This is a genomic window from Paradesulfitobacterium aromaticivorans (assembly GCF_054657415.1).
The window spans coordinates 94871-108591 of the sequence record NZ_BAAHYT010000010.1; the positions used below are offsets into that span (position 1 = coordinate 94871).

The 13721-nt window shown below is 47.2% G+C and carries 13 protein-coding genes and 1 riboswitch; of the genes, 6 read left to right on the plus strand and 7 right to left on the minus strand.

Annotated elements, in window-relative coordinates; genetic code table 11:
* Positions 1–36: 36 nt before the first annotated feature.
* Positions 37–693: a type II toxin-antitoxin system RelE family toxin gene (locus ACYQ2N_RS05770; RefSeq protein ID WP_459998099.1), complete on the minus strand. Its 657-nt coding sequence runs from the start codon at positions 691–693 to the stop codon at positions 37–39.
* A gap of 287 nt (positions 694–980) precedes the next feature.
* Between ACYQ2N_RS05770 and tsaA the strand changes: the two genes are divergently transcribed.
* Positions 981–1610 (plus strand): tRNA (N6-threonylcarbamoyladenosine(37)-N6)-methyltransferase TrmO, encoded by a 630-nt coding sequence (tsaA, locus tag ACYQ2N_RS05775; protein WP_459998101.1) that lies wholly within the window; start codon positions 981–983, stop codon positions 1608–1610.
* 160 nt (positions 1611–1770) lie between these two features.
* On the opposite strand, the gene ACYQ2N_RS05780 is transcribed toward tsaA, so the two are convergent.
* Both ACYQ2N_RS05780 and ACYQ2N_RS05785 read right to left on the minus strand, forming a co-directional pair.
* Positions 1771–2283 carry a DoxX family protein gene (locus ACYQ2N_RS05780; RefSeq protein WP_459998103.1) on the minus strand — a complete coding sequence of 171 codons (513 nt, stop codon included), beginning with the start codon at positions 2281–2283 and terminating at the stop codon, positions 1771–1773.
* A 17-nt stretch (positions 2284–2300) separates the two neighbouring features.
* On the minus strand, positions 2301–3101 hold the full coding sequence (locus ACYQ2N_RS05785) for a manganese catalase family protein (protein ID WP_459998105.1): 801 nt from the start codon (positions 3099–3101) through the stop codon (positions 2301–2303).
* Positions 3102–3313: 212 nt separating this feature from the next.
* Positions 3314–3407, plus strand: a riboswitch (cyclic di-GMP riboswitch).
* 156 nt (positions 3408–3563) lie between these two features.
* Here ACYQ2N_RS05785 and ACYQ2N_RS05790 point away from each other — a divergent pair.
* Entirely contained in the window at positions 3564–4838 is a 1275-nt protein-coding gene (locus ACYQ2N_RS05790; RefSeq protein ID WP_459998107.1) for an ArsB/NhaD family transporter, read from the plus strand.
* Here ACYQ2N_RS05790 and amrS read toward each other — a convergent pair.
* Together amrS and amrA are read right to left on the minus strand one after the other, a co-directional pair.
* Positions 4835–5773, minus strand: coding sequence for an AmmeMemoRadiSam system radical SAM enzyme (amrS, locus tag ACYQ2N_RS05795; RefSeq protein WP_460000478.1), 939 nt, complete (start codon positions 5771–5773; stop codon positions 4835–4837). The genes ACYQ2N_RS05790 and amrS overlap by 4 nt on opposite strands.
* Positions 5774–5856: 83 nt before the next feature.
* On the minus strand, positions 5857–7116 hold the full coding sequence (amrA, locus tag ACYQ2N_RS05800) for an AmmeMemoRadiSam system protein A (protein WP_459998108.1): 1260 nt from the start codon (positions 7114–7116) through the stop codon (positions 5857–5859).
* Between the two features lie 213 nt (positions 7117–7329).
* On the opposite strand from amrA, the gene ACYQ2N_RS05805 reads away from it, so the two are divergent.
* The 3 genes from ACYQ2N_RS05805 to ACYQ2N_RS05815 all read left to right on the plus strand — a co-directional run bounded on the left by ACYQ2N_RS05805 (position 7330) and on the right by ACYQ2N_RS05815 (position 9643).
* On the plus strand, positions 7330–7659 hold the full coding sequence (locus ACYQ2N_RS05805) for a PadR family transcriptional regulator (RefSeq protein ID WP_459998109.1): 330 nt from the start codon (positions 7330–7332) through the stop codon (positions 7657–7659).
* 87 nt (positions 7660–7746) lie between these two features.
* Positions 7747–8928 (plus strand): MFS transporter, encoded by a 1182-nt coding sequence (locus tag ACYQ2N_RS05810; RefSeq protein WP_459998110.1) that lies wholly within the window; start codon positions 7747–7749, stop codon positions 8926–8928.
* Between the two features lie 115 nt (positions 8929–9043).
* A complete protein-coding gene (locus ACYQ2N_RS05815; RefSeq protein ID WP_459998111.1) occupies positions 9044–9643 on the plus strand; it encodes a Uma2 family endonuclease in 600 nt (199 codons plus the stop codon).
* Between the two features lie 3 nt (positions 9644–9646).
* Here ACYQ2N_RS05815 and ACYQ2N_RS05820 read toward each other — a convergent pair whose 3' ends face one another.
* Together ACYQ2N_RS05820 and ACYQ2N_RS05825 are read right to left on the minus strand one after the other, a co-directional pair.
* Positions 9647–11581 (minus strand): sigma-54-dependent Fis family transcriptional regulator, encoded by a 1935-nt coding sequence (locus ACYQ2N_RS05820; RefSeq protein ID WP_459998112.1) that lies wholly within the window; start codon positions 11579–11581, stop codon positions 9647–9649.
* Between the two features lie 179 nt (positions 11582–11760).
* Positions 11761–12681, minus strand: coding sequence for an MBL fold metallo-hydrolase (locus ACYQ2N_RS05825; protein ID WP_459998114.1), 921 nt, complete (start codon positions 12679–12681; stop codon positions 11761–11763).
* 623 nt (positions 12682–13304) lie between these two features.
* Here ACYQ2N_RS05825 and ACYQ2N_RS05830 point away from each other — a divergent pair.
* The gene (locus ACYQ2N_RS05830; RefSeq protein WP_459998115.1) at positions 13305–13649 is read left to right on the plus strand and encodes a hypothetical protein; all 345 of its coding nucleotides are present in this window, start codon (positions 13305–13307) and stop codon (positions 13647–13649) included.
* Positions 13650–13721 lie beyond the last annotated feature (72 nt).

A 13721-nucleotide genomic window follows, 5' to 3' on the forward strand; every position in this document is an offset into this window, starting at 1 on the left:
GTTCCTAGAAATAAACCACTTCTTATCAAAGAAGTTTCACCCCATCCCTTTCATTCTTTCGTATATACTCTTACGTTCACCGATGAACAGAACCGTAACTAAGCTTTCACTTTCAAATACAGTATAAATTACGCGGTAAGACTGTCTGTGGAAAGACACCCGGTAAGTTTCATAGTAAGGGCCCTTCAGGCGTTTGAAACCCAAGGGATCTTCTTCGAGATTTTCCAGAACTTGAGGGATCTCTTTGAGAACCCCCTCTGACAATTTATAAAAGTCTCTTTCCGTACGCGGGGTCAGCATAACATGATATTTTCCTTTTTCTGCCTTGCCTATGCCCAGGTCAGAGAAAGCGGGGTTTTCACGCCATGTGTGAGTCTGCCCATGCTTGTGCGCGCGGCGGGCTTCCTCAGACATCCGGTCAAGTACCGTACTAAGCTGAAACTTCTTCTCCAACAATCTCTCTTTCAGGATATCGCCTGAACATCCATCGCAACGCAAATCGCCCAAAATAAGGTCTTCGAAAAAGTCAGACAGAGGTCCGGCTGAACGCTCAGCAGTCTGTACTAGAAAACGTCCTTCAGCATCAACATTCAGTTCCACCGTGTCCCCTGCCACTAATCCTAAGAGCTCGCGCAACTCAGGCGGCAATAAAATTGCCCCGTTTTCATTAACTTTTACCCGGTAGGTCTTCATTGTGAACCCCCCCTTTCCTCTTGCTTCCATTATATTGTGGATATAGAGGGGAGAGCAATGCTTTTCAAACCCTCTAACCTACTATTTAGGCTCGATTTGAGTCTTTCCGTATTTACAAATGAAAATGGTGTTAAAATACTCCAATATCGCGCGATTTCCTAAAGCCCAAACCTCTTGCGTAAAACCCTAAATACAATTATCCTTAGAAGAAAACAACTGGAACCTAAACGTGATAAGGTTTCGGTATTCGACCAATATAGATGTTAAAATTCTGAGGGAGGTTTACCATGGAGATCAAGTTAGAGCCTATCGGGACGATTTACACTCCGTACTTTAATGAAAACACGCCACATCAGCCTGTTCCAGATGCACCCGGTGAATTCTGGATTGAAGTTAATTCTGACTATGCGGATGGGTTAAAGGATTTGGAGAAATACCGCTATATCTACATTCTTTTTTATTTTGACAAAGCTGAGGGAAATGTGAAAATGACTGTCTCCCCCCCGTGGGCTTCAGGTGCAGAGGTCGGGCTTTTTGCCAGCCGCTCTCCTAACCGTCCTAATCCTATTGGCTTAAGTATTGTAGAAATCAAAGAGATAAGCGGAAATGAAATAAGCATCAGCGGGATTGATGTCTATAACGGAACCCCTCTTTTGGACATCAAACCCTATATCCATAGTATTGATGCCAAGACTGATGCCAATAACGGCTGGCTGGACGAGCTTGAAGACAAAGGACACCTTCTGGCTCACATGCTCGGACGTCCGCACGAACACGAGGAGAGTCACTCACATGCTCAGGAACATGGACATCATGAGCAAGATGGGCGTGAACACCCTCACGAGCATAAGCATCATGCACATTATCAACACGGGCACCACGTATCTAGAAACCATGTTCATAAGCAAGAAGATTAGTAATTTTTACGGTCACAAATACACGGGGCTATCCAAAAGAGTTATTACTTTTGGACAGCCCCAATACTTATGCGTTAAATCAATTACTATCTAAATCAAGCTACTCACATCTAGCTGCTCTAATCAAGCTACTGCATCTAGCTACTCTTATCCAGCCAGCTTACCCTTCGCCACGACCAAGTCGCCATCGCTTCCAACGCGGCAAGAACACGCGGTCAACTCCCCAGAAATAAGCCGCGGCCCCTGCCCATAATAAAACTGCCTGCCAGAAGAGCAGGATGGGGTTGGTGCTGATAGCTCCCGACAAAAGGTAACTCATATTCATAATAATCCCCGCTAAGAGCGCAATCGTAGTAAGGAAACCCAAAATAAGCGCAGCCCCGACCAGTAGTTCACCCCATGCTACCATATACCCAAATAGGGTTGCATTTGGCATCGCTACGTTCTGGATAAACCAGCCATACCACGGCTGCACATCCGGGTGCTGGCCGCCGGTCTTAGCTAAGGCTCCTTTGAGGAAACCGGCTACTGCCCCTCCTGCTTTTGGTCCCACCCAAGCAGCCGAACCAGGACCAAACACTTTGCCAAAGCCGGCGGTTAACCATTCCCAGCCGACATAGACCCGGATAACCGTCCAGAGAACTTGAGCCCAACTTGATTCTCTCCAAGCCATTTTTTAACTCCCCTTTCTTAGTGGGTTTGTTGTGGAGGCTGATTATAATTAGGATTGTTGCGGGTTTTGTCATTATAACCAGGAGCAACTTCCCTGTTACCGATAGGATTCGGGTCTTTACCGTATTGGGCCGGACCACCATACTTCTGATTAGGATCCGTTTCATACGAAATTTCATTTCCCAGATTCCATGGTCCGCGGCTATCCCCCTGACCGGTGGACATATTCATGTATTTCTTGGAGAAGTCCGAATCCCTGAAATCCTTATTTACCCCTATGCCTTTGAGGGTTTCAATGGCCTGCATGAAGGAGAAATTATGTGATTCCTCGCGGCTAAGAAGGAAACGGATCATATCCTTAACACCGGCGTCATCTGTCTGCTGCAGTAGACGCTCGTAAATTAACTTGGCTCTTAACTCAGCCCCGGCATTGGAAGACAGATCGGTGTAAATATCACCGTTGGAATTAATGTAATTAGCGGTCCAGGGCGCTCCTCCTGAATTGATTAATAAAGGTCCCCCGCCCAAGAGGGCTGAATGGCTGGCAGGGAAATCCTGTGGGGGTGTATCCACCGGCCCGATCAACATTGCCAGGGATTCCCCGACCATCTCGAGGTGACTTAACTCCTCCGCCGCAATGTCCTGGAGCAAGTCCCGGATTTTCGGGTCATTACAGCCAAGGCTCTGGGAAAAATATTGCATCGCTGCTTTTAATTCCCCATTACCGCCGCCGAACTGCTCCAAAAGCAAGACCGCAAACCTGGGATCCGGCTTGTCGACATGTACCGTATATTCCATATCCTTAATATGCTTGAACAAGATTAAAACCTCCTCGCGCGAATTCTTCCTGTTTAGTATCATGTAAAATAAATATTTTTATGCAAAAAAGCTTACTATCTAAGCTAATGCAAGACAATCAAAATATCTTAACAACAATTTGTACATAGCAATAATATGCAGACACTTGACTTGACTAAACTGAACAGTCAGTATAAAATGCCTTTTGTAGGTGCCAACTTAATAATGTTTTCATTGTGTTGGGGCAAACTTCGCGAAAGTGGAGGACGCTAAAGTCATGGGTCTAAAGCTTAATATGATTTAAGCTATGATTGCCAGACTACAAGGACTTGGAACTTCTCAGGGGAGAGTAGTTCGTTTTGAGCTGCTCTCTTTTTTGTTGTCCTAATGAAAATGACGCCCTTTTAATAATTATCTCCCTTTCAACTCACACTAGGAAAGATGGTCTAATTTTTCTTAAATCGACCAGGAGGTGCATAAAAAGTGATAACAATCTTAACCGGAATCGTGTTCTTGGCAACTTATGCTTTGATCGTAACCGAAAAAATCCCGCGGGCCGTTGCGGCCGCAGCGGGAGCTTCTGTGCTGGTTCTTTTTGGAGTGCTTTCACAGGAAACAGCGATTCACCACATTGATTGGAACACCTTGGGCCTGCTTACAGGTATGATGATTATCGTGGATCTCACCAAACGCTCGGGCGTTTTCGGATTTCTGGCTATCTGGGTAGCGAAGAAGGTTAAAGCGGACCCAGTGAAGCTCATGCTTGCCCTTTCCCTGCTGACCGCAGTTTTATCAGCCTTTTTGGACAATGTTACGACGGTGCTGCTGGTTGTTCCTGTAACCTTAGCGATTGCCGATACCCTTAAACTTAACCCAATCCCCTTACTGCTTACTCAAATTATGGCGAGCAATATCGGCGGTACGGCGACCTTAATTGGAGATCCTCCGAATATCATGATTGCTGGCCCAGCAGGCCTATCTTTTGGAGATTTTATTATTAACTTAGCACCCCCTGCCATCATCATACTTTTCGTTACACTTTATCTGTTTTATCTAATTTACCGTAAACAGTTACACACTACCGAAGAAGCCAAAGCGAATTTAATGCAGCAAAACGAATGGGAAGAAATTAAGGATTGGAAACTCCTGAAAAAGAGCCTTTTCGTCTTAGCCCTAACTATTCTGGGTTTTGCCCTGCACTCCATCATCCATGTTGAAACAGCAGCAATTGCTTTAAGTGGAGCTATGCTCCTGATGATTCTGGCCCATGAAGAACCTGAAGAGGTGTTCTTAGCGATCGAATGGCCCACAATCTTCTTCTTTGCCGGGCTGTTCGTACTCGTAGGCGGTTTGGTTGAAGTTGGAATTCTGGACCGTTTGGCCCAGATAAGCCTTGATCTGACAGGCGGGGATCTTATGACCATGGCCTTGTTGATACTCTGGCTGTCGGCGATTTTCTCCTCCTTTGTGGACAACATTCCGTTTGTGGCAACGATGATTCCGTTAATTCAGAAAGTTGCAGCCATGGGCGGTCTCAGTCCGGAAGCGGTAGAACCCCTGTGGTGGGCCCTCGCCTTGGGAGCTTGCCTGGGCGGAAATGGCACTATAGTCGGTGCTTCAGCTAACGTTATCGTAGCCGGAATTGCGGAGAAAAACGGTTACCGCATTTCTTATATGCAGTATTTGAAGAATGGTTTTCCGTTAATGATTCTTTCGATCATAATCTCGACGGGGTATATACTCCTGCGCTATTATTAAAGCCCCACTCCAAATATAACCTGTCCGCATTCCGGACACTTGCCATCGTGAAGAAAGTTTTCTACGTTATATGCGCGCACGATAACTCCTCGACCGCACTGCGGACAAAAAGTGGTGCTTCCCCCTGTGACATTGCCCAAATATACATATGGAAGGTATTCACGCCCGATTTGCCATAGTCTTTCCAAACTTTTAACTTCCGTAGGGGGAACACTCAAGCGATATGCGGGAAAATAGCGGCTCAAATGCCAAGGTACCGGGGATCCGAGATCCCTTAGCCATCGGGCAAGCTCCCGGATCTCCTCCGGCTCATCATTACCTCCTGGGATTACGAGAGTAGTGACTTCAACGTGCACTCTCCCGACAAGCCTCTCCACCGTGCTTAAAACCCAAGAAAGCTTACCCCCGCAATATTTCACGTAAAACTCTTCATTAAAAGCTTTAATGTCAATGTTTACCGCGTCCACCCAAGGAATAAGTTCTTCCAGGAAGCGTCCTTCGATCATCCCATTGCTGACTAAGACCACTTTTCCACCACATTTTTTCACAAGTGGCGCGGTATCCCGGATCATCTCAAACCATACCGAAGGCTCGGAATAAGTAAAACATAAACCCAAAGAATCCTTAGCCATGTGTGCAAGTTCTGTAGGGGTAACTTTCCTCCCAACTTCGCGTGTCTGTGAAATCTCATAATTTTGGCAAAAACTACAGCTCAAATTACAGCCATAACCCCCCACGGAAAAGATCATGCTCCCAGGAAAAAAATGATAGAGCGGTTTTTTCTCAATTGGATCCAGATGCCAAGCGGCTACTTCCCCGTATGTATGTGAAACAATTTCCCCTTCCCGGTTTCCCCGGGTATGGCAGCGCCCGCTTTGGCCAGGCTTGAGTTGGCAGTGCTGGGGGCACAAAAGACATGTCGCCGTTTTCTCCATCACCATCGCTTTTAGCTCCCTATTCTCTCACTTATCACTTATCACTTTGCAAACATCACTTTTAAGTTCTGACTCCTGACTCCTCACTCGTAATGCCTTTCCACCTCAAAGCGCCACATCTCTACCGGCTCGCCCGGGGCTAACCCAGCCTTTTGTTTGGCTATTCCTATCTGCTCCTCGACTGTGTTAACCCCTTCCAGATGCGGCAGGAGCAGGCCGCTGCGCCCGCGCGCCTTGACTACCACACCATAACGCCAAGGATCGAGCTCTTCTGTCTCTCTCACCCTTTCCAGTTCCCCGAGTACATCTACGGAAAACGTGATCTCCTGCAACTCCCCTTTTTCCACCGGCCAAAAACGCGGATCTTCCGTCCCCGCTGCACATGCGTTATGTTTAATTTCTAAGGCCAGGTTGTCCTGCCAACCCTGAGTTGTACCGATACACCCCCGCAGTTCCCCATTTTTCTTAAGGGTAACAAAACAGCCGCGGCGCACCTTAAACTCCGTTTCCGGCGGTAGTTCAAGGTCTTTTACATTTCTTCCTTCAAGATAATGGATAAGGCAGCTCCTCGCCCACTTGGCCAGCATCGACGAGCGGTAAAGTTCAGCCACCAAATACCCGACCCCGAACGGTCCCTCATAGGAAAGAACTTTCACTGCTCCCTCCTGGGCTGCCAGGGCAAAGCGTAAACTGCGAAAACCGCATTCTCCCGCTCTTTCCGCTAATTCGGGAGAGATAGCCTTCACTTGGGCGGCATCCCGGCGCAAAGCCGTGACGATGGCCCGGTCAAATTCCGGCCCGGCCGGATCAAACCCGTAAGGTCCATCCTCCCGCAGACGGTGAGAGAGATCTCCGCTTGCCACTAAAGCACAGGCTTTCGGATAGGCGCGCAAGATATTCCCCACTTTGATGCCAAAATCCTCTGCCTGCTCAAGGGGCATCCCCAGCACCACCACCGGTCCCCTCCAGCCGGCTTCGTGGAGAAAATACAGCGGCACCAAAGCACCGTGATCAAGTCTGCCGACACTTGGACGCACACCGGGCAAGACAGCAATTTTCTTAATTAACTCGGGTTCGTTCGGGAAAGATAATTCCAGTGCCGGAATCCCGAACGGCAGAAAATCCCCCACCAGAGAATCAGGGTTCAGAAAGGTAAAACCCTGCTCCAGCAGTTGAGCATGGGGGGAAACAATGACCACGCATTCGGCCCCGCTCGTTAAGATAATTTGAGCAAGATCACGGTAAGCGGCCAATGTCCTGGCACAGATTTGTTCCTGACCGCGCCCGATCTCCGGTAACAGAATCGGCGGGTGCGGCACAAACGCTGAATACACTAAGCTCATGCCCGTTCACCTCTTTCGAAACCTAAGTGTGCGCAAAAAAGCCTAAACAAAGCAAAATCCTTTCTTACCAACCTACAATCTCCGCTATCGATTCAAACAGCCGCAAAATGCCCTTGACGTTTATACTCTCCCGTACTACTGTATTTAACATCATACTGTTTATTGCAGCATGGTGCCAGGTTACCTTACTTACATTTAAAGGGAGGGTCTAGCTTGATCCAGAAACAGGCTCGGCACACGGCAGCCTTTCTGCTCCTGTTTTTAGCTGAAGCTCCTGCTTACGGCCACCAACTCCTGGGGAAGATGCAAACCGAACTTCCTTACTTTCTCGGCGATAGCTCCGGGGTCTACCGCAGTCTGCAGGAAATTGAAGAAAAGGGCTGGGCGCAGACACGTTGGGATACCGAGGGCTCAGGCCAGCCGCGCAAATGGTATTACCTCACGGCTGAGGGCATTGCCGCACTTGCAGATTGTGCCGAAGATATTACGAAAAGGCAGGCCAACCTTGAATTCTTTCTTAAGAGATTTCAGGAATCCCTTTGAAATAGCCTGGCATACCCATGCGAGTGAGTAATCCCTACCGACTGGACGCACTATTTGATACGATTAATACGAAAGGAAGTCCTTAAAATGCTCCAATCTAATAATAAAATTCAATTTTCAACCATCGGGGTGCTCTCCATTGCCCACCTCTTGAATGACCTTTACAGCAACTACTGGCCTGCCTTCCTCTTGGTGGCCACAGGGCTTTCCGCAACCCGGGCGGCCCTCCTTGTTTCAGCTTTCACCATCAGCTCTTCTTTTATCCAGCCCTTTTTCGGGTATTACTTAGACAGGCAGGGTAAACGCTGGCTCGTCCACGTCGGTACTCTCTGGATGGCTGTCATGCTCAGCCTGACCGGACTTGTGCAAAGCTACTCTGTTTTGGTTATCCTGGCTACTCTGGCAGGATTGGGCACTGCCGCTTTTCACCCTCAGGCCTCAACGATGGTCACCGTGGTTAGTGGCAACCGTAAAGCGGTTTTACTTTCAGGTTTCATCGCCTTTGGCAACGTCGGCTTCGCCTTAAGCCCTCTTTTGCTCACCCCCCTCTTTGAGAAATTTGGTCTGCAGGCGAGTATTTATACGGTTATTCCCGGAATCTTAGTCGCTATTCTCCTGCTCTTGTATGCCCCCCACAACGATGTCCTGGGGAATGCGAACGCCCCTAACTTTGGCAATGCCTTGCGCTCCCTGCGTTCCGCCGCCAGGGAACTGGTCGCAATCACGGGGGTGATCGCCCTCCGCGCTCTTGCTTATACCGGAATGCTCGCTATTCTTCCGCTCTACTTTAAATCGGAAAACATCTCTTCGATTGCCGGTAGTCAACTCCTCTTTATCATGCTCTTTGTCGGCGCTATCGGCGGCGTTCTCGGCGGCTTTATCTCGGATATGTACGGGCGCAAACCGCTCATTGTTGGCTCCCTTCTGCTAGCAACTCCATTCTTCTTTGCTTTTCTCTACACCCAAGGCATCTGGAGCACCATCTTCCTGGCTCTTGGCGGCGCTTCCCTCATGTCGAGCTTTTCTGTGACTGTTGTCGCTGCCCAGGAAGCCATTCCTAACAACAAATCCCTGGCTGCCGGTCTCACCATGGGCTTAGCAGGGGGTATCGGCTCCCTCTTTGTAATCCTGATCGGCCGGATCGGAGATATCTACGGCCTCACGACCGCCATTACTGTCTTATTCATCCTTCCTGTAATCGCTGCCTTGGTGGGGCTAATGATGAAAAGCCGTCCTGCTGCCCGCACCCAACGGGTGGCCGCACGGTAAGGTAAAGAAACAGGTTCAGCCTTAGCAGTCCGTGTCCGTATCTTGAAATATACATCCCTTCATGCTATCATAATAACAAATAATGGATTTGTATAGTCTCCAGGGGGTGATTCATTTGGGAAAACCTTTTGCACAATCTGGCCGGATCTATACTTACGAAGATTACTTACAATGGCCGGAAGATGAACGTTGGGAAATCATTGACGGTGTCGCTTTTGATATGACGCCCGCCCCAATGAGCAACCATCAAAGGGTATCTGGTGAACTATTTGTTTCATTCAACCAATATCTCAAAAATAAACCTTGTGAGGTTTTTGCTGCGCCCTTTGATGTCCGCCTGCCGCGAGCAGCAGAAAGTGACAAAAAAGCCACCACCGTGGTCCAGCCGGATCTCACTGTCATCTGTGACAAAAGCAAAATTGACCGGCGCGGCTGTCTCGGGAGCCCCGACCTTGTCGTTGAGATTTCCTCACCCTCAACTTTCCACAAGGACATTAAGACTAAGTTCAAACGCTATGAAGAAGCTCGGGTAAAAGAATACTGGATTGTTCACGCCGAAGGAAAAACAATTGTTGTCTATCGCTTGCAAGATAATGGAAATTATGCACAACCCGAGATTTTTGGGGTTGAGGATGAACTCCCTGTAGGGATTTTCCCTGACTTAGTTATTTCGCTTAAAGATTTATTTAGCGTTGTGGACGATGATCTGATCTGATTATCACAGCAAACGGAACTCCTCCAACTTCCGGTAGAGGGTACTCCGGGCAATTCCCAATTCCATGGCAGCTCGTTTTCGGTTGCCGCCGTGCTTCTGCAAAGTATGGATAATCGCATTTATTTCCGCCTCTTTGATGGATGTCCCTGCAACAGGCGGTTCATTCCTGCCCGTCCCGGCCATACCGGCCGGCAGATGTTCCAGTTTAATAATTGTCCCCGTCAGCAGGTTTAAAGCGCGTTCAATCGTATTTTGCAACTCGCGCACATTCCCCGGCCATGCATAGCTTTTCAACGCTTCCAAAGCCGGCTGATCAATGCTAACCTCGGCCTTTCCCAGAGATTTTCCCAGCCTCCCGGCAAAATATAGCGCTAAAATAGCGATATCGCTTTTCCGTTCCCGCAGAGGCGGCAAACTCAAATTAATAACATTTAAGCGATAGAACAAATCTACCCGGAAATTCCCTTTTTCTGCTTCATCCTTTAAGTTTCGATTAGTAGCGGTTATAATGCGCACATCCACAGGAATAACCTCTTGACCACCCAGTCTGGTAATCTTCTTTTCCTCGATAACACGCAGTAAATGAGCCTGCAATTCTAAAGGCATTTCTCCGATTTCATCGAGAAAAAGAGTACCTCCGTCAGCCAATTCAAATTTTCCCGGGTTTCCGCCCCTGCGTGCTCCCGTAAAGGCACCTTCAACATAGCCAAACAATTCACTGCCTATCAATTCGCGGGGAATGGCCGCGCAGTTAAGAGCAACAAAAGGAAAGCGCGCCCGGTAACTTTCGTTATGAATGGCTTGGGCGAACACCTCTTTTCCGGTGCCACTCTCCCCTGTTAACAAAATATGGCTAGAGGAAAGCGCAACTTTTCTGGCTGTGTTAATCACTTTCGTGATACTCGGATGAGAACCCACTATATCCTTAAAAGTTAATTGCGCCTTAGCGCCGCCAATCTGTTTAACCAGCCTGTTGACCCGTCCGGTTTCCGAAAAAGCGAGTACGATCCCTCTTTGTCCGCCTTTTAAAGCCCGTAAAGTCCGTATCGTTAAAGTACATTTAACCCAGGTTTGGTTAACCTTGAATTGGATCAATTCATCATTAACGGGTTCATATCTTTGGATTAAGTACATGATTCTCTCGAACCCAGGAATCATTTTTTTTAATTTTTCCAAAGTGATTAAATTCCAATCTACTCCGTCCAACCCCAAAAGCTTGGCAGCTGCCTGATTCATGTGTGTTACCTTTTCAGCCTCATTAAGAACCACCACACCTTCTGACAACGACTCCATGATCGCTTCTTTAAAATTGCTTTCTTGCTGCAAACGGAACTGATTTTCAATCGCATTGGCCGCCGCAACCACCATCCCCAAGGTATGCGGATGAGCTTTCCGGTAATCGCCGGTCATATTTAAACAGCCGATAACCCGCCCGAGATCATCGCGAATAGGAGCTCCGGAACAAGTTGCATTATGAGCGGACAGGCTCCAGTGCTGAGGACCTATAATCTGAACCGGCTGACCTGTCACCAACGGAGTCCCCACACCGTTTGTCCCCAGCAACTCTTCGGCCCAACATGCTTCCACCGTAAAATTGGAAAGTTTGCCAAATTCAAAAGCAGAAGCATCCCCTTGGGCTTCCAAAATGTAACCGTCCTTGTCGGCAAAAACCACCATAAAATCAGAACCCTTAACAAGATAGGCAAGTTTCTCCATAACTTGGTTGGTAATTGCCAGTAATTCTTCTTGTCTCTCTCTTCGTTCCCTTAACTCTTGGGCCGAAGCCAAGTAAGGATTGGTCTTCAGAAAAGGATTTACATTCCGCTCCCGACAGCGAATCCACGATTCCTTGATCATGAGAGGCAGATCGTTCGCCAGGGTACCTGTCGTAACTGCCTGTTTCCATTGCCGGCGCAACTCCAGCCATTGCTCATCCATTATACCACTCCCTCAACGCCTGGAACTCGTACCGTAGTTTTCCCTGTCATAAAGCCATTATCAAAAAATATCTGTTTCAAAACATTTACTTCCATAAGCTAAGCATACCAAATCCGCAAGTAAAGGGGTACCCCTTGGCACCACAAAACTTATGGATAATCTGCTTCGCCCTTTTTTGTCTAACCGGTTTGTTTCAGAATAAAGACCATCTTTTGGTCGATGAGATCCTTACGTATTTTCCCTTTTCCTTCAAGATAGAGCAAGTGGGCTAATGCCTCACCAAAGGTGAACAACTTTTGCGCTACAGGAAACAAATCCCAAGATTTATAACTCATCTCCCAGGTCATCTGTGCCGCTACCTCAAAAGCGTTTTTACTGCCTTTTTCCAAGATAGATACAGTTTCTTCCAACCTTGTCTGATGGTGAAGTCTCAGCTGCTGAATTCTTTTTTTACAATCGGTAATTACTGCCCTATGTCCAGGCAAGACAAGCTTAATCTCTAGTCCATAAACCTTATCCAAACTATTGAAGTATTCTGCCAAGGGATCTTCCTCATAGGACCAGGCTGAAATATTGGGTGTTATCTCACCTAAAATATGGTCTCCGGAGACCAATATATTTTTCTCGGCCTCATAAAGGCACATATGACCTTTTGTATGACCAGGAGTTTCGACACAACGGAATAGGTAGTCACCATAGTTTAAGGTATCTCCTTCTTGCAGAAACCTAAAGTCTAGATGACTCTTGGCGATCGGGAACAACTCCACCGCTTTCCGGATGTCGTTTTCGGGAATTCCACTGCCCCGAGTAAAGTCCCGCATTTGTTTCCATGGGTCTCGTGTATTGAAAATTTCTCCATCCACCTTGGTACAGTATATTACTGACGTATTGGTGGCGAGAGTTGAAACCAGACCCGAGTGATCAGCATGTAAATGGGTAAGAAGAAAGTCGGTTCCCCTTAAATCTACGCCAATTTCTTTTAACCCAGAATGCATCGCACTCATGCATTCTTCACGATTAAATCCCGTGTCCACGATTAGGTTGCGTTTTCCCGCCTTGACCACATATGAATTGAGAGATTTCAATGGATTTTCGGGCAAGGGAATTTCAATCCGGTACAGATTGGGTAAAACTTCGTCAATAATTTTTTACATCCCCTTACAATGATTTTATTAGATAGCATTGCAAGAATCCAGGCCATCGAAATCAGTTGGTGCACGACAAAATAATGAAACTGATGTTGAAAGGATTACTTTTCCCTTTTAATCTGAAAGCATAAATACTTTAAGAACTCTGGTTAGAAACGAAGCGGAACAATTGCGCCACATCAAGAAACCAACGCCTGTCCGCACTCAAATCACTATTTCAGTACATACAGTCTGAATCTGTTATCTACACCGTCCTATGCCGCGACATTATGTCCATACCCGAAAAGAAAACGCCGACTGCTCCGCCTAAATACTTGACTGCAGAGGAGATGGAAGTGGAATTGTCAAATTTGGTTGAGTCCTTAAACTCGTAATTTTTGGTTAAAATATAACTGGCTCTTGCCGGTATGGGAGGATAAGGCTCTGCTGGAGAGCAACCTGAGCGCCCAACCGGTTTCTGCCGGAGGAAGGAAACAGATGGTTTTCTTCCTCTCCTTCCTTACGGGCAGAACCAAAGCGATATTATCTAAAGCTTTAGATAATATCGCATTAGTTTTCCAGAAAGAGTGATGTTTATGTTGCTTTTACGAAAAAGAGCGACACCCACCGGCATCACTCTCTCCGCTAAAACCTCATATGCCGCTCAGGTCACTCCTCAGTGTTACCCTATCCTGCTTATGAGTAAAAGCAGCTTGAGTATACCATGTGCTCCTTTGGCTATCAATGTACAACCTGTGCGGAAAGGGTGTTCAATCTCGACGGTTCAACTGTTCAACTTCGGCGGTTTAGGTGTTTTTTCTCGGCGGAATATCCAAGCACCGAACCATATGCTGGCATTTTCCCCGATGGTTACATCTCCAATTAGTGCAGCGTTAGGTGCAATAAAAGCCGAAGCTGCTATGTTTGGTTTTTTCCGTTAAATTCAAAAAGCATTTGTTCTCACTCAGGTCATATTTAATGTCTAGGCTTGGAATTAGAAACACGTTTTTATT